The sequence below is a fragment of the Leptolyngbya sp. KIOST-1 genome, from assembly GCF_000763385.1.
Lineage (GTDB): Bacteria > Cyanobacteriota > Cyanobacteriia > Phormidesmidales > Phormidesmidaceae > Nodosilinea.
The window spans coordinates 187,831-210,192 of sequence record NZ_JQFA01000004.1 but is presented as its reverse complement, the minus strand read 5'-3'; the positions used below and the strand labels follow the sequence as shown (position 1 = coordinate 210,192).

The 22,362-nt window shown below is 60.2% G+C and carries 15 protein-coding genes, 1 other RNA gene and 1 pseudogene; 15 read left to right on the top strand and 2 right to left on the bottom strand.

From position 1 onward, the window contains the following. Positions 1-44 precede the first annotated feature (44 nt). The 9 genes and pseudogenes from NF78_RS17970 to NF78_RS17935 all read left to right on the top strand — a co-directional run bounded on the left by NF78_RS17970 (position 45) and on the right by NF78_RS17935 (position 13,715). Positions 45-5,891, top strand: a pseudogene (locus tag NF78_RS17970) (DNA-directed RNA polymerase subunit beta'). A gap of 473 nt (positions 5,892-6,364) precedes the next feature. Then, positions 6,365-6,741: RNase P RNA component class A (gene rnpB, locus NF78_RS28660), an RNA gene on the top strand. Between the two features lie 39 nt (positions 6,742-6,780). Next, positions 6,781-7,488 carry a ribonuclease III gene (gene rnc / locus NF78_RS17965; protein WP_225885367.1) on the top strand — a complete coding sequence of 236 codons (708 nt, stop codon included), beginning with the start codon at positions 6,781-6,783 and terminating at the stop codon, positions 7,486-7,488. Beyond that, positions 7,463-8,509, top strand: a complete 1,047-nt coding sequence (locus NF78_RS17960; RefSeq protein WP_035990535.1) for a Gfo/Idh/MocA family protein — start codon at positions 7,463-7,465, stop codon at positions 8,507-8,509. The genes rnc and NF78_RS17960 overlap by 26 nt, the downstream gene beginning before the upstream one ends. A 376-nt stretch (positions 8,510-8,885) precedes the next feature. Further along, positions 8,886-9,164, top strand: a complete 279-nt coding sequence (locus NF78_RS17955) for a hypothetical protein (protein ID WP_156119868.1) — start codon at positions 8,886-8,888, stop codon at positions 9,162-9,164. A gap of 494 nt (positions 9,165-9,658) precedes the next feature. Further along, on the top strand, positions 9,659-10,303 hold the full coding sequence (locus NF78_RS17950) for a hypothetical protein (RefSeq protein WP_035990531.1): 645 nt from the start codon (positions 9,659-9,661) through the stop codon (positions 10,301-10,303). 338 nt (positions 10,304-10,641) lie between these two features. Next, positions 10,642-11,259 carry a fasciclin domain-containing protein gene (locus NF78_RS17945; protein WP_225885366.1) on the top strand — a complete coding sequence of 206 codons (618 nt, stop codon included), beginning with the start codon at positions 10,642-10,644 and terminating at the stop codon, positions 11,257-11,259. 479 nt (positions 11,260-11,738) lie between these two features. After that, positions 11,739-12,383, top strand: a complete 645-nt coding sequence (locus NF78_RS17940) for a response regulator transcription factor (RefSeq protein WP_035990525.1) — start codon at positions 11,739-11,741, stop codon at positions 12,381-12,383. A gap of 117 nt (positions 12,384-12,500) precedes the next feature. Continuing rightward, the gene (locus tag NF78_RS17935; protein ID WP_035990524.1) at positions 12,501-13,715 is read left to right on the top strand and encodes a glutathione S-transferase family protein; all 1,215 of its coding nucleotides are present in this window, start codon (positions 12,501-12,503) and stop codon (positions 13,713-13,715) included. A 107-nt stretch (positions 13,716-13,822) separates the two neighbouring features. Here the strand turns inward: NF78_RS17935 and mutL are convergent, their stop codons facing one another. Beyond that, positions 13,823-15,544 (bottom strand): DNA mismatch repair endonuclease MutL, encoded by a 1,722-nt coding sequence (gene mutL / locus NF78_RS17930; protein ID WP_225885365.1) that lies wholly within the window; start codon positions 15,542-15,544, stop codon positions 13,823-13,825. Between the two features lie 181 nt (positions 15,545-15,725). Here mutL and NF78_RS17925 point away from each other — a divergent pair, with 181 nt between their 5' ends. From NF78_RS17925 to NF78_RS17915, 3 genes are all read left to right on the top strand, one after another. Then, positions 15,726-16,103 (top strand): rhodanese-like domain-containing protein, encoded by a 378-nt coding sequence (locus tag NF78_RS17925; protein ID WP_035990522.1) that lies wholly within the window; start codon positions 15,726-15,728, stop codon positions 16,101-16,103. A 72-nt stretch (positions 16,104-16,175) separates the two neighbouring features. After that, a complete protein-coding gene (cofG, locus tag NF78_RS17920) occupies positions 16,176-17,180 on the top strand; it encodes a 7,8-didemethyl-8-hydroxy-5-deazariboflavin synthase subunit CofG (protein WP_263970651.1) in 1,005 nt (334 codons plus the stop codon). 9 nt (positions 17,181-17,189) lie between these two features. Next, positions 17,190-17,408, top strand: a complete 219-nt coding sequence (locus NF78_RS17915) for a hypothetical protein (RefSeq protein WP_035990518.1) — start codon at positions 17,190-17,192, stop codon at positions 17,406-17,408. Positions 17,409-17,525: 117 nt separating this feature from the next. On the opposite strand, the gene mazG is transcribed toward NF78_RS17915, so the two are convergent. Then, positions 17,526-18,359: a nucleoside triphosphate pyrophosphohydrolase gene (gene mazG / locus NF78_RS17910; protein WP_052050709.1), complete on the bottom strand. Its 834-nt coding sequence runs from the start codon at positions 18,357-18,359 to the stop codon at positions 17,526-17,528. Positions 18,360-18,580: 221 nt separating this feature from the next. Between mazG and NF78_RS17905 the strand changes: the two genes are divergently transcribed. The 3 genes from NF78_RS17905 to NF78_RS17890 all read left to right on the top strand — a co-directional run bounded on the left by NF78_RS17905 (position 18,581) and on the right by NF78_RS17890 (position 22,250). Continuing rightward, positions 18,581-18,850 (top strand): UPF0175 family protein, encoded by a 270-nt coding sequence (locus tag NF78_RS17905; protein WP_035990515.1) that lies wholly within the window; start codon positions 18,581-18,583, stop codon positions 18,848-18,850. A 692-nt stretch (positions 18,851-19,542) separates the two neighbouring features. Further along, the gene (locus NF78_RS17895) at positions 19,543-20,745 is read left to right on the top strand and encodes an argininosuccinate synthase (protein WP_035990511.1); all 1,203 of its coding nucleotides are present in this window, start codon (positions 19,543-19,545) and stop codon (positions 20,743-20,745) included. Positions 20,746-21,125: 380 nt separating this feature from the next. After that, on the top strand, positions 21,126-22,250 hold the full coding sequence (locus NF78_RS17890; protein WP_052050708.1) for an SLBB domain-containing protein: 1,125 nt from the start codon (positions 21,126-21,128) through the stop codon (positions 22,248-22,250). Positions 22,251-22,362: the final 112 nt, after the last annotated feature.

Below are 22,362 nucleotides of genomic sequence, written 5' to 3'. Positions count from 1 at the left end.
TCCCCAACCCAGACAAAAGCGCCCTTTCAAGGAAAACACCCAGCATGGCCAAGCTAGAACAACGGTTTGACTACGTCAAAATCGGCCTCGCCTCCCCCGAGCGGATCCGCCAGTGGGGGGAGCGCACCCTGCCCAACGGTCAAATTGTGGGCGAAGTGACCAAGCCCGAAACGATCAACTACCGCACGCTGAAGCCTGAGATGGACGGGCTGTTCTGTGAGCGCATCTTTGGTCCCGCCAAGGATTGGGAATGTCACTGTGGCAAGTACAAGCGGGTGCGCCACCGGGGGATTGTGTGCGAGCGCTGTGGTGTGGAAGTGACCGAGTCGCGAGTGCGCCGCCACCGCATGGGCTACATCAAACTGGCCGCTCCGGTGGCCCACGTGTGGTACCTGAAGGGCATTCCCAGCTACATCGCCATTTTGCTCGACATGCCCCTGCGCGATGTGGAGCAGATTGTCTACTTCAACGCCTACGTAGTGCTCGACCCCGGCAACGCCGAGAACCTGAGCTACAAGCAACTGCTGACCGAAGATCAGTGGATCGAAATCGAAGATCAGCTCTACGACGAAGACACGGAGCTGTCTGGGGTTGAGGTCGGGATTGGGGCTGAGGCGCTGCAGCGGCTGCTGGAGGATCTGGATCTGGAAACCACCGCCGAGAAACTGCGGGAGGACATTGCCAACTCCAAAGGGCAGAAGCGGGCCAAGCTGATCAAACGGTTGCGGGTAATCGACAACTTCATTGCCACGGGATCTAAGACCGAGTGGATGGTGCTGGACGTAATTCCGGTGATTCCGCCCGATCTGCGGCCCATGGTGCAGCTGGACGGTGGTCGATTTGCCACCTCCGACCTGAACGATCTCTACCGCCGGGTGATCAACCGCAACAACCGGTTGGCCCGTCTTCAGGAGATTCTGGCCCCTGAAATTATCGTGCGCAACGAGAAGCGGATGCTGCAGGAGGCGGTGGATGCTCTGATAGACAACGGTCGCCGGGGCCGCACCGTGGTGGGGGCTAACAACCGGCCGCTGAAATCGCTCTCTGACATCATTGAGGGTAAGCAGGGGCGCTTCCGTCAGAACCTCCTGGGTAAGCGGGTTGACTACTCGGGGCGTTCGGTCATTGTAGTTGGCCCCAAGCTGCAAATTCACCAGTGTGGACTGCCCCGCGAAATGGCGATCGAGCTGTTTCAGCCCTTTGTGATCCACCGGCTGATCCGTCAGGGTCTGGTCAACAACATCAAGGCGGCCAAGAAGCTGATTCAGCACAACGACCCCAGCGTGTGGGACGTGCTGGAGGAGGTGATTGAGAGCCACCCAGTTATGCTGAACCGAGCACCGACCCTGCACCGTCTGGGCATTCAGGCCTTTGAACCAATTTTGGTGGAGGGCCGCGCGATTCAGCTGCACCCGCTGGTCTGTCCGGCGTTTAACGCCGACTTTGACGGGGACCAGATGGCGGTGCACGTGCCCCTGTCCCTGGAGGCTCAGTCGGAGGCGCGTCTGCTCATGCTGGCTTCTAACAACGTGCTGTCCCCTGCGACGGGCCAGCCGATCATCACACCATCTCAAGACATGGTGCTGGGCTGCTACTACCTGACGGCGGAAAATCCCGATGCCACTAAGGGCGAGGGGCACTACTTCGCCAGTATGGAGGACGCCATTATGGCGTTTGAGCAGGGGCTGATTGACCTCCACGCCAAGGTGTGGCTGCGGTTTGATGGTGAGGTTGAGTCTGACCAACCCAAGTCAGTGGCCCCCGAGCGCATGGAATCGGAGGACGGTACCATCACTGAGATCTATCCCGATCGCCGGGTGCGCCTGGATGGTGAGGGCAACCTGATTTCGCAGTACATCAAGACCACGCCCGGCCGAATTATCTACAACAAGGCAGTGCTCGACGCGATCGCGGGCTAAGGGCCACAGAAACACCACAGCACGAACATCACAGGCACATTACAAAGGGCAAGACCTATGGCTGAGCAAGGGGCACCTCAATCCTCTCCGATCTTTCGGAACCGTATTATTGACAAGAAACAGCTGAAAAAGCTGATTGCCTGGTCATTTACCCACTACGGCACCGCCCGCACGTCCCAGATGGCCGATCGCATCAAGGACCTGGGCTTTCGGTACGCCACCCGGGCTGGGGTTTCTATTAGTGTGGAAGACCTCCAGGTTCCCCAGGAAAAGCGTCACCTGCTGGCTGCAGCAGAAGAGGACATTCGGGCCACCGAAGATCGCTATACTCGCGGCGAAATCACCGAAGTGGAGCGTCTGACTAAGGTGATTGACACCTGGAATGACACCAGCGAAGAGCTGAAAGACCAGGTGGTCAAAAACTTTAAAGAGAACAACCCGCTCAACTCGGTCTACATGATGGCCTTTTCCGGCGCTCGGGGGAATATCTCCCAGGTGCGGCAGCTGGTGGGCATGCGGGGGCTGATGGCCAATCCCCAGGGCGAGATCATCGACCTGCCGATTAAGACCAACTTTCGGGAGGGCTTAACGGTTACCGAGTACGTGATTTCCTCCTACGGTGCCCGCAAGGGCCTGGTCGACACAGCCCTGCGTACGGCAGACTCGGGCTACCTGACCCGCCGTCTGGTGGACGTGTCTCAGGATGTGATCATCCGTGAGCACGACTGCGGTACCGAGCGTGGAATTCCCCTCCGCAGCATGACCGACGGGGAACGGGTGCTGATCCCCCTGGAGAGCCGCCTGCTGGGCCGGGTGGTGGCCCAGGATGTGGTGCATCCCCAAACGGGCGAGGTGCTGCTGGAGAAAGACAATGCGGTTTCGTCGGAAACGGCAGAAATGCTGGCCGAGGCCGGGGTTGAGGAGGTCGTGGTGCGATCGCCTCTTACCTGCGAGGCCACCCGCTCTGTCTGTCGTCTCTGCTACGGCTGGAGCCTGGCCCACTCTGAAATGGTGGATCTCGGTGAAGCCGTAGGCATCATTGCCGCCCAGTCCATTGGGGAGCCCGGCACCCAGATGACCATGCGGACCTTCCACACAGGCGGTACCTTTACCGGCGAAGTGGCCCCCCGTATTCGGGCCAGCAAGGACGGTACCGTGAAGCTGCCCAAAAACCTCAAAACTCGCGCTTTCCGTACCCGCTACGGCGAAGAAGCCCTAATGCTGGAGGCCAATGCCGATATCGTGATTGAGGGCACCGGCAAGAACAAAACCGAGTCCCTGCCCCAGGGCACGATTCTGTTTGTCAGCGATGGGGAAACGGTGCAAAAAGAGCAGCTTCTGGCCGAACTGCCCTCCGCCGGACGCACCCGCAAGGTAACCGAGAAAGCCACTAAGGACGTTACCTCCGATCTGGCCGGGGAGGTAAAATTTGCTGGCCTTGTCCAGGAAGAAAAAACCGACCGCCAGGGCAACACCACCCGTCTGGCCCAGCGGGGTGGCCTGCTGTGGGTGCTGGCGGGGGATGTCTATAACCTGCCTCCCAGTGCTGAACCCGTGGTACGCAACGGTGACTACGTCAATGCCGACGATACCCTGGCCGAAACCAAGCTCACCACCGAACGGGGTGGATTGGTGCGTCTGCCCGAAGCTGACGACGAAAAGGGAACCCGCGAAGTCGAGATTATTACCGCTTCGGTGATGCTCGACCAGGCGCAGGTGCGCAAGGAACACGGCCAGGGCCGCGAGCACTACTTCATTGAAACCGCCCACGGTCAGCGGTTCTCGCTGATTGCGACGCCGGGGGCCAAGGTGACCAGCGGCCAGGTAATCGCCGAACTCGAAGACGATCGCTACCACACCCAAACTGGCGGCATCGTCAAATTCTCGGGCGTTGACGTGGCCAAAAAAGGCAAGGGCAAGCAGGGCTATGAAGTGGTTCAGGGCGGCACCCTGCTGTGGATTCCCGAAGAGGCCCACGAGGTCAACAAGGATATCTCGCTGCTGATGGTAGAGGACGGTCAGTACCTGGAAGCGGGGACCGAGGTGGTCAAGGACATCTTCTGCCAGAACAGTGGCGTGGTCGAAGTGACCCAGAAGAACGACATTCTGCGCGAGATTCTGGTCAAGCCCGGCGAAATCCATATGGTGGATGCCCCCGAAGACGTAATGGATCGCGACGGTACCCTGGTTAACGCCGGGGAAGAGGTCATGCCTGGGCTAGTAGCCGACGCCCTCCGCTATGTCGAGTACGTGGAAACACCCGATGGACCTGCGCTGCTGCTGCGTCCCGTCGAGGAGTACGTTGTGCCCAACGAGCCCGCTGTGCCGAGTCAGGACAGTGCCGCCGACGCCGCCGGTTCCATCAAACTGCGGGCTATTCAGCGGATCCCCTTTAAGGATGGGGAGCGAGTGAAGTCGGTGGACGGGGTAGAACTGCTGCGCACCCAGCTGGTGCTCGATATCGAAGACGAGTCGCCCCATGTGGTGGCCGACATTGAGCTGGTACCCGACGACGCCGACGCCGACCTGATGCGTTTGCAGATGGTGGTGCTGGAAACCCAGGTGATTCGCCGTGATGTGGTGGCTGACCAGACCCAGGGTAGAACCGTGACCCGCCTGCTGGTGGAGGATGGTCAGCAGATTGAGCCCGGAGCCGTGGTGGCCCGCACCGAAATTCGCTGTAAAGAGGCGGGTGAAGTGCGCGGTATCCGCGAGGGGCAGGAGGCCATTCGCCGGGTGCTGGTGGTGCGCGAGGCCGATCGCGTCAAGGTAGATCTCCAGGGCCAAACTCCCACGGTCAAGGTGGGTAGCCTGGTGGTAGCCAATACCGAGTTAGCCCCTGGGATTAGCTACGGCGAGTCGGGCGTTGTTACGGCTTTGGAGGATGGTCAGGTATTACTGCGGTTAGCGCGTCCCTACCGAGTCTCGACTGGTGCGGTTCTTCACATCGAAGATGGTGACCTGGTCCAGCGGGGTGACAACCTCGTACTGCTGGTGTTTGAACGGGCGAAGACCGGCGACATCATTCAGGGTCTGCCTCGGATTGAGGAGCTGCTGGAGGCGCGCAAGCCCAAGGAAGCCTGCGTGCTGGCCGAGCGCCCCGGCAATGCCCAGGTCGTCTACAGCGATGACGAAACCGTAGAGGTCAAAATCATTGAAGACGACGGCGTGGTGACGGAGTACCCGATCAGCCCCGGCCAAAACGTGCTGGTGTCTGATGGCCAGCGGGTCAGCACCGCCGAGCACCTGACCGATGGCCCTGCCAACCCCCACCAGATTCTGGAGGTGTTCTTTAAGTACAACCTCAGCCAGGGGATGGGCATCCACGATGCCGCCCTGGGCGCGCTGCAAAACGTGCAGTCGTTCCTGGTTAACGAGGTGCAGTCGGTGTATCAGTCCCAGGGCATCGACATCTCTGACAAGCACACCGAGGTGATTGTGCGGCAGATGTCGTCGAAGTGCCGCATCGATGACGGCGGCGACACCACCATGCTGCCGGGAGAGCTGGTTGAAATCTACCAGGTGGAGCAGGTGAATGAGGCGATGGCGATTACCGGCGGTGCTCCGGCGGAATACACCCCGGTGCTGCTGGGTATCACCAAAGCTTCGCTGAACACCGATAGCTTCATTTCGGCGGCTAGCTTCCAGGAGACCACCCGGGTGCTGACCGAGGCCGCCATTGAAGGCAAGTCAGACTGGCTGCGCGGCCTGAAGGAGAACGTCATCATCGGGCGTTTGATTCCGGCTGGCACGGGCTACAACGCTTACGAGGAAACCGCTTCTCATGAGCTTGACCCCGCTTACGAGTCGGCCATTTTGGACGACGACATGGTGCTCCAGGATGTGGTGCTGGACGATTTCACCGCCCGTACCTACGACCTCGATGGCAACCTCAGCATGCTCAATGACGACGAGATGATCGGCGGCATGTCCCTGGATGAGGGGGGGGGCTCGCGGAGGTGGGTCCGGTAATGGCGATTTGGGTGGGCTTGGCAATGGGGCCGGGCTGGATGACGACGATCTGTTGATAGACGATCAAACCGAAGCGCTGTAAGCGGATTTTCCACTGATCACCTGCGGCCCCGGCGAATCATTTAAGCCGGGGCCGTTTTTGTTTAGGGTGGCAGAATTGGCGCTGGGGAAAGCTATTGCCAGGGGACGGCCTTTGCGCTCAAGGATACTGAAACCAAATCCGAGTCACAAAACCCCGATTCACAACCAGTAACCCCGTAGGGGCGTAGCATGCTACGCCCCTACCAATCTGGGGTAGCCAGAATAGGATTCGGTATGACTCCGTGCCACGCTTATAACCTGAGGCGGCGCAAAGGCCTATAGCCATCGATCCAAGTGTGCTGGTGATAAGTGCCTTGGGGATGGCCTGACGGTTTTGGCGATGGCTGTAACCGTCGTTTTCCCTACCCCAGGGTTTAAACTGAAGCTAAGAGGGAGGTAGCGCAGGCGGTTGCGGATTGGCTTCGGCCAGTCTGAGGAAAGTCCGGGCTCCCGAAAGACCAGACTTGCTGGGTAACGCCCAGTGCGGGCGACCGTGAGGAGAGTGCCACAGAAACATACCGCCGATGGCCCTGAGCGTTGCTCCTTGGGCACAGGTAAGGGTGCAAGGGTGCGGTAAGAGCGCACCAGCAGCATCGAGAGGTGCTGGCTCGGTAAACCCCGGTCGGGTGCAAGGTCGAGGGGCTAGGTTGGTCTTTTTCCGGCCCCGCCGTTTAGTACCGCAAGAGGCGTCTGGTAACAGGCGTCCCAGATAGATAACCGCCCCCCTGGCAACAGGGGAACAGAACCCGGCTTATGTCTACCTCCTTCCCCTTTCATGAGTGCCCCATTGACTGTGAGCAAATTACCGTTGTCCCGACAGAGGCAGCTAGAGCGCTGGGTACAAAACCTGGCTCTACCTGCCTCTGCCGAGCTTGATTTAGGCCGCTTAGACCAGGCCCTGACCCACAGGTCGGTGGATGCTGCCTACAACTACGAGCAGCTTGAGCTGCTGGGGGACGCTGTGTTACGCCTGGTCGCCACCGAGTGTCTGCAAGAGAACTTTCCAAATGCCTCGGTTGGTGAACTGTCGGCGGTACGATCGGTACTGATCAGCGATCGCAGTCTGGCTCAGCTGGCCCAAACCTTGGACCTGGCTTCCTGCCTGGTCGTAGGAGCGGGCATGACGGCGGGCCCGTCGCACCTGGCCGATGCCCTGGAGGCAGTCGTCGCCGTACTCTACCTGGAAACCCATACCGTGACGCCGATCCGAGCCTGGCTGGACGATGCGCTCCACCAGCGGGCGATCGCCGTTTTTCAGGATCCAGTCAAACAAAACTATAAGGTGGCGCTGCAAGAACTGACCCAGGCCCACAGCCAGACGGTGCCCCAGTACCGCACCGTCGAACAGCACCCGGTGGACGGTGACCCCCAGCGGTATCAATCCACCGTGTGGTTTCGGGAAACCTGTTGGGGAAGCGGCTATGGCCCCACCAAAAAACAGGCTGAGCAGGCCGCCGCCGCCGTTGCCTACGATCGCCTCTGCCCCGCCCATGACCTCCCCAACCCCTCCGATTGAGCTGGCCATTGTCGGTTTGGGCCGCTGGGGTACCCACCTGCTGCGTAATTTTCTTGCCCTGCCCGAGGCGCGGGTGGTGGCCCTGGTCGATCCCAACTGCCAGCGGCTGCGTGACCTGTGCGATCGCTTTGAGCTCAGGGACCAAGTGGCCTGTTACCGCACCTGGACCGAGGCCCTGGCCCATCCCAATCTCCAGGCGGCGGTAGTTGCAACCCCCGCCTGCACCCACTACCCCATCATCAAAGCGGCCCTCGAAACCGGACTGCATGTGCTGAGCGAAAAGCCGCTGACCCTGGAGGTGGCGACCAGCACCAGCCTGTGCCAGCTGGCCGCCGCCCAACAGCGGCAGCTCATGGTAGACCACACCTACCTGTTTCACCCGGCGGTGCAGCAGGGCCGTGACCTGTGCCAGCGGCTGGGCACCCTGCGCTACGGCTACGCCGCCCGCACCAATCTCGGTCCAGTGCGTCCCGATGCCGATGTGTTTTGGGATCTGGCGATTCACGATATTTCAATTTTGAATCACTGGTTGGGACAGCTCCCCACCGCCGTTGCCGCCTGGGGGGCAGCATGGCTTCAGCCGCGGCCCCAGGAGCCCTTTGACTCTGGCCTCAGGGATGTAGGCTGGCTGCGGCTGATCTATGAACGGGGCGATCGCAGCCAGCCGTTGGAGATTATGGTTCACGTGAGCTGGGCCAACCCCGACCGACAGCGACGGCTGGCGCTGGTGGGCGATCGCGGCACCCTGGTGCTAGATGAAGGTGCGGACGCTCACCCGCTCACCCTGTACCAGGGCGAGTTTCAAACCCAGACGTTCCCCTTTGTCCCCACCGATGCCCAGGCAGAGGCGATCGCGATCGCTGCGGTTGAACCCCTGCGAGAGATGTGCCGTCACTTCCTGACCAGCGTTGCTACCAACCGGCCGTCGGCCATTTCCTCCGGGGCAGTGGCGATCGAACTGGTAAAGGTCATGGCCGCGGTTGCCACGGCGGCTGAAACTGGCCAAACGGTCTCAATTTGAGGCATGGCCCAGGGGCGACGGTCGATTCGCCTGCCCTCTGGCCCTGATATTGAAAATGCTCTGGTAGTTCTACGGAGAGATAGGGCAACCTACATCGGTAGAGCGATGTTCGTACCGCAAGCTGCAGGGTATTTTGTACACATTACTTAATGAACCTGCAACTTAATGAACCCCAAATTAAGCTTGCTTTGACAATTCAATTCAGCGGGTTATACCTGGATAAACGCTTGGACAACCACGCTGTGCTCCTGTCAGGGCCAAGGGTTTAAGTTCCTGGTCGTCAGCCTTAGTTTACCCTCACACGCCCAACCCCATGAAGTATTTCTATTCTATTGCGGTCGCCGCGGCCGCCCTTTCCGTTGCGACTATGGATGCGATGGCTGCACCTCATGATCTGCAGCCGACTCCCCTGACGATGGCAGAGGCACTGGCCGTTGAACGGCACAGCCAAGGAAATCTCGATCGCCTGGCCAATGAAGTAGGGCAACGGGTGGGCCGCCAGGAAAGCAGCAATACGGAGACCCTGCTCGACTCGCTGCAAATACCGTTTCTCAACGACCTTTTAGATGAGTCCGGGTCGCTAAATTTGCCCCTGGGGCTAACCGTTTACGACGCCATGGGGACCACATCGGTCGGATTTGGTTCTACATTCTAAGCTTATTATCTAAGGCTTAGTCAATTTGATAGCGACGGGATCTGCCGCCCAGGGCGTGTCATCAATTGTGGCCAAAACCCTCTATACCAAGCTTTGCCACGCCCGACCCAAATAACAGGCTAGCGGCTGTAACCCTTGGCTTTTGGCAGTTCGCGTAGGTTGGGTGAAGCGGAGTAGAACCCAACGCCAGTTAGCCCTGTTGGGTTCTGCTAGCGCGCCACCCAACCTACAAATTTAGGCTTGACAGACCCCTAGGGGCTGTAACCCTTGGTTTTTAAGCATTCAGCAGCTAATTGATGACAGCCCCTAGGGCTCACGGTTTCAGGGTTGCAGTTCAAGGCTAGCGGTCTACCTGAAACCGTGAGCCTGGAACCCTGCTAGCCCCCTCAGCTTTGGCTTGGCAGACCACCAGTCCTCGCTTGCCCCCAGGGCAAGGCTCCAAGTGTTCGCCCAAGCCCGTATACTACCAGGAGAGGAAAGTAGGATACTGGGCCTTGGGCGTTGATCTTCGCAGCTATGTTTATATTGACAACCTTCAACCCCAGCATGCCGCCTATATGGGCACGGTGTCGCTGGGGTTTTTGCCGCTGCCGGGCGATGCTTCGCTGTGGATAGAGATCTCCCCAGGCATTGAAATTAACCGAGTTCTCGATATTGGCCTCAAGGCGGCCGTAGTGCGCCCCGGCACCCTGATTGTGGAACGCCTATACGGTCTACTCGAAATTCACGCTAGCAACCAAGGGGAAGTACATGCGGCGGGCGGGGCTATGCTGTCGGCTCTGGGGGTATCCTCCTACCGCGAGCGGCTCAAGCCGCGGATCATTTCAAGCCAGGTCATTCGCAACCTCGACCCGCACCATGTGCAGCTAATCAACCGCAACCGTCGGGGAAACATGATTGTCGCAGGCCAAACCCTCTACGTCTTCGAAGTCGAGCCTGCCGCCTATGCCTCTCTAGCCGCCAACGAGGCCGAGAAAGCGGCTCTGATCAACATTCTGCAAATTAGCTCAGTGGGCAGCTTTGGCCGGCTGTATTTGGGGGGCGAGGAGCGCGATATCTTGGCGGCCCAGCGGGCGGTACTGGCGGCGATGGAAGCCGTACCCGGTCGCGAACAATCGGTTAGTCAGCGCAATGAGTAGGTGGGTTGGGCTCGCCGGGGGCGATCGCCCTCTGAAACCTCTGACTCTGGTAATTTCGGCGTTTCTGAACGTAGGCATGAATTTGAATGCCGAACGCAGGCATGAAGTTGGATAGGGACAAACGACCGTTTGCCCCGGCTAGAGGCATTGGTTTTTATCGTTACAGCCGTTGTCGTACTGATTCCAGAGCAGAATTAGCGATTTGGGGAACGAATGGTTTCTATCGCTAGATAGATAGTTGCCCCCGTCCACCGTGTTAAAACTCTTCAGGAATGGTTAAGCAATGTAAAGTTGCTGAGCCAATTTAGTCTTTAACCCCCATTAGGACGTAACTTCCCATGACTCCGAACACTCTTCGTATGGCGCTTGGTCTACTGATGTTTGGTGCTGCCCCCCTGGCCGTCACCGCCTTTCCTCAGCAGGCCTTCTCGGATACCCACATGTCTGAGATTGAGCAGCCCGCTGCGGTTGAAGAGCCGGCTGATGTTGAGCAGCCCACGGCGGTCGAAGAGCCGACCGAGGCCGAGCAGCCTGTAGCCACTTCCGAGCAATCGATCGCTGAGATCGCAGCTGGAGATGAGAACTTTACGATCCTGGCTGCTGCCATTGAAGCCGCTGGGCTCACCGAGGCCCTGAGCAATGGCGAACTTTCTGTGACCGTGTTTGCCCCCACCGACGAAGCCTTCGCAGCGCTGCCCGAAGGAACCCTGGACACCCTGCTGCTGCCCGAAAACCGTGACCAGCTGGCCCAGATTTTGACCTACCATGTCGTCGACGGTGAAGTTTTCTCCACCGATCTGGCCTCTGGAGAGGTCGATACCCTGGCGGGGGCACCGATTGTGGTGACCGTTGGTGAGGAGTCCGTCACCATCAACGATGCCAATGTCGTTGCGGCTGATATCGAGGCCAGCAATGGCGTGATCCACGTGATTGACTCGGTGCTGCTGCCAATGTAGACCCAAACGGCAGCTGGCCCAGGTTCTTTTGAGCCTGACGTCAGCTGCCTCACCGATGGGCAACGCCACTGAAACCCTGAGATCAACGGTCGTCCCACCCGCTGGGGCGACCGTTGCCACTGTAGGTGGTTTGACCAGCAGTCTGCGGCTGAGTCAGGGGAAAAGGGGGCGATCGCCTGCAGAACGCAGTCTGCTAAAGTATCATCAGCTAAGAGCCTACCTAAATACATCGATTCCATGTTGGTGGGCAGTCTCCTGCCTTCTGTGCGTCCAAGGCTTTTGGCAAACGACTAAATCATTCGTTTGTGGTTTTGGGTAGGTTCTACGAACCCGGCCTTGAGCGGCCACTGGCCCCAGATCGGGGTTCAAAGGGGCGTTTCGGCGTCATCATGGTGAATGTACCAGCTACCGGGGCATACTTTGATTCAGGGGCACACCTAGGGTTCCGAAAACAAGCCAATCGCAGTGATTGTCAGAGCATGAAGGATTCAACTCCCGGCGACCAAAAGCAGCTTCTGCTAATTGATGACGACCCTAACTTGATCTTGCTAGTCAAGGACTACTTAGAGTTCCGTGGCTATGAGGTCAAGACCGCAGGGAATGGGCGGGAAGCGCTGGACATGCTGGAAGACACCATCCCAGACATGATCATCTGCGACGTCATGATGCCGGAGATGGATGGCCATGCCTTTGTCCGCAATGTGCGGGAAAACCCGTCTACCGAGTGGATTCCAATTCTCTTTTTGTCAGCCAAAGGTCAGAGCCAGGATCGGGTCAAGGGGCTCAACACCGGGGCCGATGTCTATATGGTCAAACCCTTTGAGCCCGAAGAACTGGTGGCTCAGGTGGAGTCTTCGCTCAAGCAGGCCTCGCGCCTGATCAAGCAGCAGATCAAAGGCGGCGGCAGCCCGGCAATTCAGGTGCCCTTTGATGTAGAGCTGACCCCGACCGAGCTGCGGGTGGTGCAGTTTGTGGCCCGAGGCATGGCTAACCGCGAAATTGCCAACGAGCTTCAGGTCAGCCAGCGCACCATTGAGAGCCACGTCAGCAACATGCTGGGCAAAACCGGCCTCAACAACCGCACCGAGCTGGCCCGCTGGGCGATCGAAAATAATAAGGCATAGTAGAGGAGCGAGGTGCACGGTTTACGGTGCCAGGGGTAGTCTTGAACCCGACACCGCACACCGTAACCCCTGATTTACTGGCACAATCAGGGAAGTCACCCACCGTATCTTCGCTCTATGACCTCTGCCCCCCTGAGCTGGTCGGCCCTGGAAGAGAAGGCCGATTTTTCCATCGACTACGTCAACGGCCCCACCAACGCCCAGTCGCGGCTGCGCCTGTTTGGCCAGCCCGAGAGCGCGGTGCGGGTGACGCTGTACCGCGATAACCACGCCTGGTGCCCCTACTGCCAAAAGGTATGGCTGTGGCTGGAAGAAAAGCAGGTGCCCTACCGGATCGAAAAGGTCACCATGTTTTGCTACGGCGAAAAGGAAGCCTGGTATAAGCGCCGGGTGCCCTCGGGGATGCTGCCCGCCCTGGACCTGGATGGGCAGCTGATTACCGAGAGCGACGACATTTTGCTGGCCCTGGAGCGGGCCTTTGGCCCCCTGGGCTGGGAGATGCAAGACCCGCAGGTGGTGCCCCTGCGTCAGCTGGAGCGACTGCTGTTTCGGGCCTGGTGTATGTGGCTGTGCCAGCCAGCCCGCTCAGCGGCGGCGGATCGGCGAGCGGGTGAGCAGTTTGTCGGCATTGTGCAGCGGGTGGAGCAGGCCCTGGCCAGCACCCCTGGCCCGTTCTTTTTGCCGGAGTTTAGCACCGCCGATGTAGTGTTTGTGCCCTACGTGGAGCGCATGAATGCCAGCCTTTACTACTACAAAGGCTATTCGCTGCGGGACGAACATCCGCGGCTCAGGGAATGGTTCGATGGTCTGGAAACGCGCTCGACCTATCGCGGCACCCAGAGCGACTTTCACACCCATGTCCACGACCTGCCGCCGCAGATGGGCGGCTGCTACGAAAATGACTCGGCTCAGACCCGCCGCAATCAGGCCCAGGTAGACCTCGGCCCCTGGTTTGGTTTGCCCGATGTGGCCTACCCAGCGCCCGCAACCGCTCGGATAGAGGCCCTGACCCGGATGGTGAAGCATCGGGAGAACGTGATCAAGGTGAATCCTGCGGCGAGGGAGGTGATCGACCCGGCCCTGCGCTGTGCGCTGACCTACCTGATCACCGGAGACGTTTGTCAGCCTCCAGCGGGGAGTGATTTGGGGCTGCGCTACCTGCGCGATCGCATCAACGTGCCCCGCGATATGTCGATCTACGCCGCCAAGCACCTGCGCGACGCCCTGGAGACCACCGCTGCCCTGGCCGGAGACGCCCAGCCCGACCCGCTGCCCACCCGCCACCGCCGCGATCAGGACCCGGCCAACTTTGCGGCGGTTTCGCTGAGTTAATGACGACTAGCGGTGTCCGGTCTACGGAGGTGCCGTTGGCCGCTCACCTTAAACCCTGCACCCTGCACCGCTCACCCTATCCCCCTCCATCCGTGTCGACGGGTGAACTACTCAATCCCGTGGCTTTTGCCAATGACCCAACTGCGGCGGAAGAAGCGGGCCAGGCTGCTTTCGCTCAGGGTCAGACAGATGGGCCGACCGTGGGGGCAGGTGCGCGGGTTGCGGGTCCGCTGCCAGTCGTCGAGCAGGGTTTGCAGGGTGGGCAGATCGAGCGGGGTGCCGTTGCGGATGGCGGTGCGGCAGGCGATCGCCACCTGAGCTGTATCCAGGTTGCCCCCCAGGCTGAGTTCGAGCAGCGCGTCGGGCAGGTCCTCGCGATCGCACAGGGGCTCTGGCACCGCCCGAATGGCCCAGCGATTTGGCCCAAACTCTTCTGGGTTTAGCCCCAACCGCTGGAGCTGCTCAGTTTGTTTTTCCCTCAGCCCCTCCAGCACGACCGGGGTGGTCAGGGGCACCAGCTGCCACTGGTCCTGTAGCCGTTCGTAGAGCACCCGCTCGTGGGCAATGTGCTGCTCAATCAGACACAGCCCGTCGGCCTGCTCGGCCAGAATGTAGCGGTTGTGCACCTGGGCGATCGCCCGCAAACCACCCGGGCGATCGCCGGAGGGCAGCGGGTCCGACAAATTGCTGACTGGGCCATAGGCTCCCCCCGGCTCGGCGGTTTTGAGGAGCTGAGCCACCCGCTGCTGCTGATTGGCGGCGGTCAGACTGACTGCCCCCTGGCCCAGCAGGGCCTCCAGGTGGCGCTGGCAGTGGGCGGTCCAGCCATCGAGCTGGTGCAGATAGAGGGTGCCCTTGTCGGGGCGGCGGTTCCAGTCGATGTCGCGGGGGGCAACGGTGAGGTGGAGAAAGGCCAGCGGGTAGCGGTGGCGGGGCAGCGTGTGGCGAAAGGCTTGCAAAATACACTGCTCCAGCTCGGGCACGGTCACCAGTCGCCCATTTACCGCCACCTTGACCCAGTCGGGCCGGGGGCGATGGCAGCGATCGGGCAGACCGACCAGGCCATAGATGCCGGTGGCCTGGTCGGTATCGACTGTCGGGGGCACCGCCTGCCAGCCCTCGTGCAGATCGACCTCAGCGAGCGATCGCACCAGCTGCGGCACCAACCCCCGGGCAGTAGGGCTGGGGGTAAGCGCCAGCCAGGGGCGATCGTTGAGCTGGGCGGTCCAGGTGACGGTGGGGTGGGCCAGGGCACAGTGGTACAGCACCCGCTGCACCTGGGTGATCTGGCGCGGCATGGCGGGCAGCCGCTGGCGACGGGCAGGCCAGCGATCGAACAGGTCGTTCAGGGTGACGATGCTGCCCGTGGCCATGGCCACAGGAGTGGTGCTCAGCGGTTCTCCCTGGGCCGAGTAGGTGACCCGCCAGCCCGCCTCAGCGCTGGAAGGCCGGCTGCAGATTTCTAGCTGGGCTACCTGGGCCAGACTGTGCAGGGCTTCCCCCCGAAACCCCAGGCTGTGTACCTGCCACAGATCGGCCTGGGTGCGAATTTTGCTGGTGCTGTGGGGAATTGCCGCCCGGTGAAGATTTTCCAGGGCCATGCCAGTGCCGTTATCGGCCACCTGCAGCCGCCCCTGCTCCGGCCAGAGAGTCAGGGTAATGAGGCTGGCCCCGGCATCAAGGCTGTTTTCAACCAGTTCGCGCACCGCTGCCGCCAGGGAGTCGATGACCTCTCCGGCGGCAATGCTGTGAACCACGTCCCCAGGCAGCGGTTGAATGGGGTAGCTGGGGTTGGTGTGGGGCGAGTCGGCAACAGGAATGGGAACCACGCTCCAGGCGCAAATTTTTTCATGCTCTTTCTCAATGCTACTGTGTGACGACCGGACCAGTACAAAGGATCGAAAGCGGTCGATGAATCGAGGTTTTTCTATACATCGCCATGAAAGTTTGCCGGACCTGTTAAGGTTTGTTACATTGCAGGAGAACGCCTTCCTCAGGATCCTCCTCACCATGCTTCGCTTTTTTAACCTCCTGCCCAAGCCTTCTCCCCTGCGGCCCCAGTCGCGGGTATACGACCTCAAGGAGCGGCTCGACTGGGGCGAACCCGCACTGACAATCATCGATGTGCGCGATCGCGCCGACTTCAACCAGAGCCATATCACTGGCGCGATTTCCATGCCCACCGACTCGCTGCTGGCGATGGCCGCCCAGTGTTTTGAAGTCACCCGCGATCTCTACATCTACAGCAACACCGATGACGAAGCGACAGCTGTCGCGGAGCAGCTGCGCCAGCGCGGGTTCTCGCGGGTGGCGATCGTGCGCGGCGGGGTGGCCGCCTGGAAGGCCGCTGGTTTTCCGGTGGAGGTGGTGACCGCTGCGGTAGCCTAAACTGGTCAAACCGAACGGTTGGGGCAACGGGGCATGGAGCAGGGCAGTGGGCAGCATCTTCGGGAATTGACCGTGGGCTCGCCGGTCAAAACGGTGACCTACAGCCGTGCCTACACCCTGGTACCCACCTACGAGTGCTTCAACCGCTGCACCTACTGTAACTTTCGGGTCGAACCGGGGCGATCGCCCTGGCTGAGTCTAGACCAGGTCGCTCAGCTGCTGCCCCTGCTGCGTCAGCGAGGCGTGTGCGAGGTGCTGGTGCTCAGCGGAGAGGTGGCCCCCGGCAGTCCCCGCCGCGCCGACTGGCTGCACCACATTCACCAAACCTGTGCGCTGGCCCTGGCCGCCGGACTGCTGCCCCACACCAATGCTGGCCCCCTGAGCCAGACGGAGATGGCGCAGCTGCGCGAGGTCAACGTCTCGATGGGGCTGATGGTGGAGCAGGTGACGCCCAGGCTGCTGGATACCGTACATCGCCACGCCCCCAGCAAGCGCCCCGAGGTGCGCCTTAATCAGCTCATCCAGGCGGGCGAATTGGGGATTCCCTTTACCACTGGGCTGCTGCTGGGGCTGGGGGAGACCGAGGCCGACTGGGTGGAGTCCCTGGGGGCGATCGCCCGCATTCACCATCGCTATGGCCACATTCAAGAAGTCATTCTGCAACCCCACAGCCCAGGCCAGCGGCAGCTTCAGCCGGGAATGGCCCTCGATGAAATGGATTTAGCCAGAGCGGTACAACTAGCGCAGGAATGGCTTCCCGCCGAAATCGCCATTCAAATTCCCCCTAACCTGGTCAGCCGCAGGGGCCTACTGGCCTGCCTGGACGCAGGGGCAAGGGATCTGGGTGGCATCAGCCCCATCGATGAGGTCAACCCCGACTACGACCACCCCACGCCAGAGTCGCTCGAGGCGGCGATCGCCCCCTCAGGCTGGCATCTACAACCCCGACTGCCGGTATACCATCAGTACGACAGCTGGCTACCAGAGTCCATGCAGTCTCTGGTGCAAACCTGGCGCACCTCACTCAACCACCCACCCACTTACCCCAACAGGGTAAAATCCTCACAGGTCCACTGAGGTAAACCCATGGCTGCTCCCCAAACCTGCCCCGTGTGCGGCGTCAAAATTTTGGTGGGGATCGTGGGGGGCGATCGCGTTCTGTTTTCCGCTGGCCCACCGGGCACCCGTGCCCGCCTCTACGCGCGGGTCTGTCGCTACGTGGACAAACCCGGCTGCATTAACAAAGAGGGCGGCAGCCAGACGGCGACCCCCAACGATTACTACAAACCCGACGCGCCCCGGTGAGGCCAATTTTGGATTTGGGATTGGCGATTTTGGCAGCCAGCCGGGACAGCTAATCCACAAACCGCTATTGTAGGGTGGGCACCGCCCACCATTCACCTCAGCTTAAAGCCAGAGTTTTTAGTCCTCAGACTTGGCCAGCCGCGCCTTCGCCTTTTGCCACAGCGCCTCCAGCTCCTCAATGCCGTACTCGCTGAGCGGCTTCTCGGCCACCGACTCCACCAGCTCAAAGCGCTGAATAAACCGACGGTTGGTGCTTTGCAGCGCCTCGGCAGGGTCGAGGTCGTACCAGCGGGCCAGATTTACCAGAGTAAAGAGCAGATCGCCCAGCTCCGCCTGCTGATTCTCCTTGGGTTCGTGGGCCAGGGCGGCGCGAAACTCGTCCAGCTCTTCGTGGAATTTCTCCCATACACCGTCGATCGCTTCCCACTCGAACCCGGCCTTGGCGGCTTTGACGGAAATTTTGCTGGCGGCCATCAGTGGCGGCAGGGTGCGGCTGTACTTGACCAGCTTGGGGGTGAGTTTAGCCGGATCATGGGGAATGCCTTTCTCCTCGGCCTTGATGCGGTCCCAGTTTTGGCTGACTTCTTCCGGCGTGGCCCCGCTGGTATCGCCAAAAATGTGAGGATGGCGGCGCACCAGCTTGTCGGCAATGCCCGTGGCCACGGTGCCCAGGTCAAAGTCACCGCTGTCGTTGGCAATTTGCGCCTGGAGAACGACCTGTAGGAGCAGGTCGCCGAGTTCTTCGGCGATCGCGCCCTTTTCCCCCACCTGAATGGCATCCACCACCTCGTAGGCCTCTTCGATCACGTAGGGAATCAAGCTGGTGGGGGTCTGGGCCAAATCCCAGGGGCAGCCGGTTTCGGGATGGCGCAGCTGAGCGATCACATCGATCAGCCGTTCCAGTGCGGCGAGAATAGCGGCGCGAGGAGGCGATAGAAGTTCGTCTTGCATGGCATTAATTGTGTGCTTTTCAGTCTAGCTCACCCCCTGTCTACGTCAAATCCCGTTGAGGCGGTTAAAGCGTTTCAGCGATCGTCGATGCCCTAGATCCAATGCCTTTGCCATCAGATTAAGCCTTGCTAAATCGCCAGGTTCTACGGACACTTTTTCCATACAAAAGCTATCCTGTGGGTAAGGCTGCTATGCTCTAGTCTTTCTGCCAAAGCATGCCCATGGACATTACCCTCAACATCCCTGGTGACATCGAGCAGCGCCTGCAAGCGCACTTAGGCAGCCTGTCTCAAACTGCTCTCGAAGCCATTGCCGTTGAAGCCTACCGCTCAAAGCTCATCAATGCAGCTGAGGTTCAGCGTATGCTTCAGCTGTCATCCAGGTTAGCTACTGACGCCCTACTTAAGGAGCACGGAGCCTATTTACACTACACGGAAGCGGATTTAGATCAAGATCTTGAGGCTGTCGATCGCGCTCTGACCAAGTTCTGATGGTCGTTTGTGACACCTCACCGCTCTGCTACTTAATCTTGATCGGTGAGATTGACCTACTGCCGCAATTATTTGAGTCAATCACAATTCCTGCTGGCGTCAACGATGAGTTAAGGGCCGAGCAAAACCACGACCTGATCCTGGGATGGATCGCAGCCCCACCCAGCTGGGTAAACATTCAGCCAGTGCCGCAACTGATCGGCAGCTTACCTGCCAAGCTTGGCCGAGGTGAGCGGGAAGCCATATCTCTAGCCGTAAGCCTGCAAGCAGGTTTAATAATTCTGGACGATTGGGAGGGCAGGCAAGCTGCACTGTCTCAGGGGCTAACGGTCACAGGTCTTTTAGGGATCCTGTTTAGGGCTGGGACACGGGGGCTACTTGACTTTCCTACTGCCATTAGCCAATTACAGCGGACGTCCTTCCGAGCTTCGCCTGTTCTGATTCAACAGTTTTTAGATCGCTATACTCAAGTGATAGGGCAATAATCCTGGGTGCTAAGTTCAGGGACGATGTCATCAGATCTTGCTAAATCGCCGTAGTGTAGGGCAGGCAACTCCAGATAAGATAGCCATGGCCAGATTGCCAGCGCCTCACTATACCTGTTGGAGGGGTAAGGCTGTGGTAAGTTTGGCGGGTCATCCTGCCGGGATGACTGTTGACTAACCCCACTATCGAAAAGCAGGAAGTTGCCCATGGGTCGCGCAGAGAAAGTTGTTCTAGCCTATTCCGGTGGGGTCGATACCACCGTCTGTATTCCCTACCTGATGAACGAGTGGGGCGTCAAAGAGGTGATCACCCTGGCAGCGGACCTGGGCCAGGGGGACGAGCTAGAGCCGATTCGCCTCAAAGCGCTAGATGCTGGGGTCAAAGAATCTCTGGTGGCCGACCTGACCGAGGAATTTATTACCGACTACGCCTTTCCGGCCATCCAGGCCAACGCCCTGTACGAAAATCGCTACCCCCTCTCCACCGCCTTGGCTCGCCCGCTGATTGCCAAGGCCCTGGTGGAGGCCGCCGATCGCTACGGGGCCGATGCGGTGGCCCACGGCTGCACCGGCAAGGGCAACGACCAGGTGCGCTTTGACGTGGCGATCGCCGCCCTCAACCCCAACCTCAAGGTGCTGGCCCCCGCCCGGGAGTGGGGCATGGGCCGCGAGGAAACCATTGCCTACGGCGAAAAACAGGGCCTCGCCTTTCCGGTGAAAAAGTCCAGCCCCTACTCCATCGATCGCAACCTGCTGGGCCGCAGCATCGAGGCCGGGCCGCTGGAAGACCCGATGAACGAGCCGCTGGAAGAAGTGTTTCTGATGACGGAGGCGATCGAAACCACCCCAGACCAGCCGGAATACGTGGAGATCGGCTTCACCAAGGGCATCCCCACCAGCCTCAACGGTGAAGCCCTGGGGCCGGTGGCGCTGATTACAGCGCTCAACGAAATTGCCGGTCGCCACGGCGTGGGCCGCATCGACATGATCGAAAACCGCTTGGTGGGGATCAAATCCCGCGAGATCTACGAAGCCCCCGCCCTGCTGGTGCTGATCGACGCCCACCGCGATCTGGAGAGCATGACGCTGACGGCAGATGTCACCCAGTACAAGCGCGGCATCGAAGAAACCTACAGCCGCCTGGTCTACAACGGCCTCTGGTACAGCCCCCTGAAGCTGGCCCTCGATGCCTTCATTCAGCAGACCCAGGAGCGGGTGAGCGGTACCGTGCGGGTGAAGCTATTTAAGGGCAACTGCCGGGTGGTGGGTCGCCAGTCGGATTTGGCCCTGTACAGCGATGCCCTGGCCACCTACAGCTCTGACGATACCTTCGACCACAAAGCCGCCGAGGGCTTTATCTACGTGTGGGGGCTGCCCACCCGCGTCTGGTCCGAGAAGCTGCGGGGCTAAAGGGACATTAATTTAGACATTGACGGCGCATGGGTTCAGGTGGATCGTGCGCCGTCAGTAAATGGGGCGATCGCGCGGGTTGATCGCAGTCCTCCACCTAGGCGCTACCCAGTAGCAGTCAGCTTGAGCGTTGTATTTTGAATCCCGCACAGCGGTACCAGGGCGTGTCATCGGTTGGGGCGCTCCTGCGGGAACAGTTGCCGCTGCCGTGCGTCAGAGCCTTGTTAACGCAGCCCTGCCCCCCTGAGCCCGGTATTTCTCTAAGGTAAACCTTTACGAAATACTGAAGCCAAACCGGGGCCAATCGACCATCATGAGCTATCGCAGTGCTGCGCGAATGTTGCAAAACGCTGGTCCAGACGGCCTGAGGAAGTTCAGCCATGAACCGTTTTTGTCTGATCGGCTGGGGTCTGGGTACTCTGGCTTTGCCCCTAACCTTAGGTCTTGAGCCAGGACTGGCCCAGGGTCAACCGCTGCCCCTGATCGAAGAAACGGCGGCCCCGGTGCTCACCCAACCGAACTTGGCGGCCCCCCAGCCCGACGCTCGATTTCCTGAAGCCTACGTGCTGGGACCAGGCGATCGCATCCGCATTGACATCTTTAATATCCCCGAATTTAGCGGTCCCGAAAACGGCGTTCACGAGGTGCTGGTGGATGGCACCCTGGCCCTGCCTCTGGCTGGAACTGTCGCCGTGCAGGGCCTGACCCTCACCGAAGCCCAGGCGGCCCTGACCGCCAGCTATGCGCCGCTGCTGACTCGCCCCCCCCGGCTGACCGTGACGCTGCTGTCGGCGCGCCCGGTGCGGGTGGTAGTGGCCGGGGAAGTGATCCGCCCCGGCACCTACACCATCGATCTCGAAGCCGAAAGCAGCGGGGGCAACGGTTCAAGCGCGGGGCGTCAGTGGCCCACCCTCACCCAGGTGATCCAGGAGGCGGGGGGCATTACCCAGCAGGCCAACATCAAAGACATTCAGGTGCGGCGGCAGCAGCGCCAGGGGGATGCCGTCATTACCACCAGCCTTTGGGACCTGATCCGCACCGGCGATATCAGCCAGGACATTCGGCTGCGCGACGGCGACACGATTGTGATTCCCAAAGCGATCGCCATTTCGCCGGAGGAGTCGGTGGCGGTTTCGAGCGCCAATTTCTCGCCCGCAGAGATGCCCGTGCAGGTGGTGGGGGAGGTGGCCAGCCCCGGCGGGGTTACCCTACCGGCCAATGCCACTCTCAACCAGGCGATTTTGGCGGCGGGCGGGTTTGAGAACAGCCGCGCCCAAAGCTCCACGGTGCAGCTGGTGCGGCTCAACCCCGACGGCAGCGTCGATCAGCGCACGGTTGAGGTCAATCTGGCCGCCGCCGCCAATGACACCACCAACCCAATTCTGCGCCCCAACGATGTGGTGATTGTCGATCGCAACTTTGCCGCCACCGCTGGTGACACCCTGGGCCTCTTTCTGCGTCCTCTGACGCCTTTAGCTGCCATTTTGCGGCTGTTTGGGTTTTGATCCTGATGGCTATACCCGAGCCTAATCTGCACAAAAATGGCCTGAATTGTGCTGGATTTTGACTTTTGAGCTATAAGTTAACGAACTCTTGGGAATATTTCCCTCGAATACT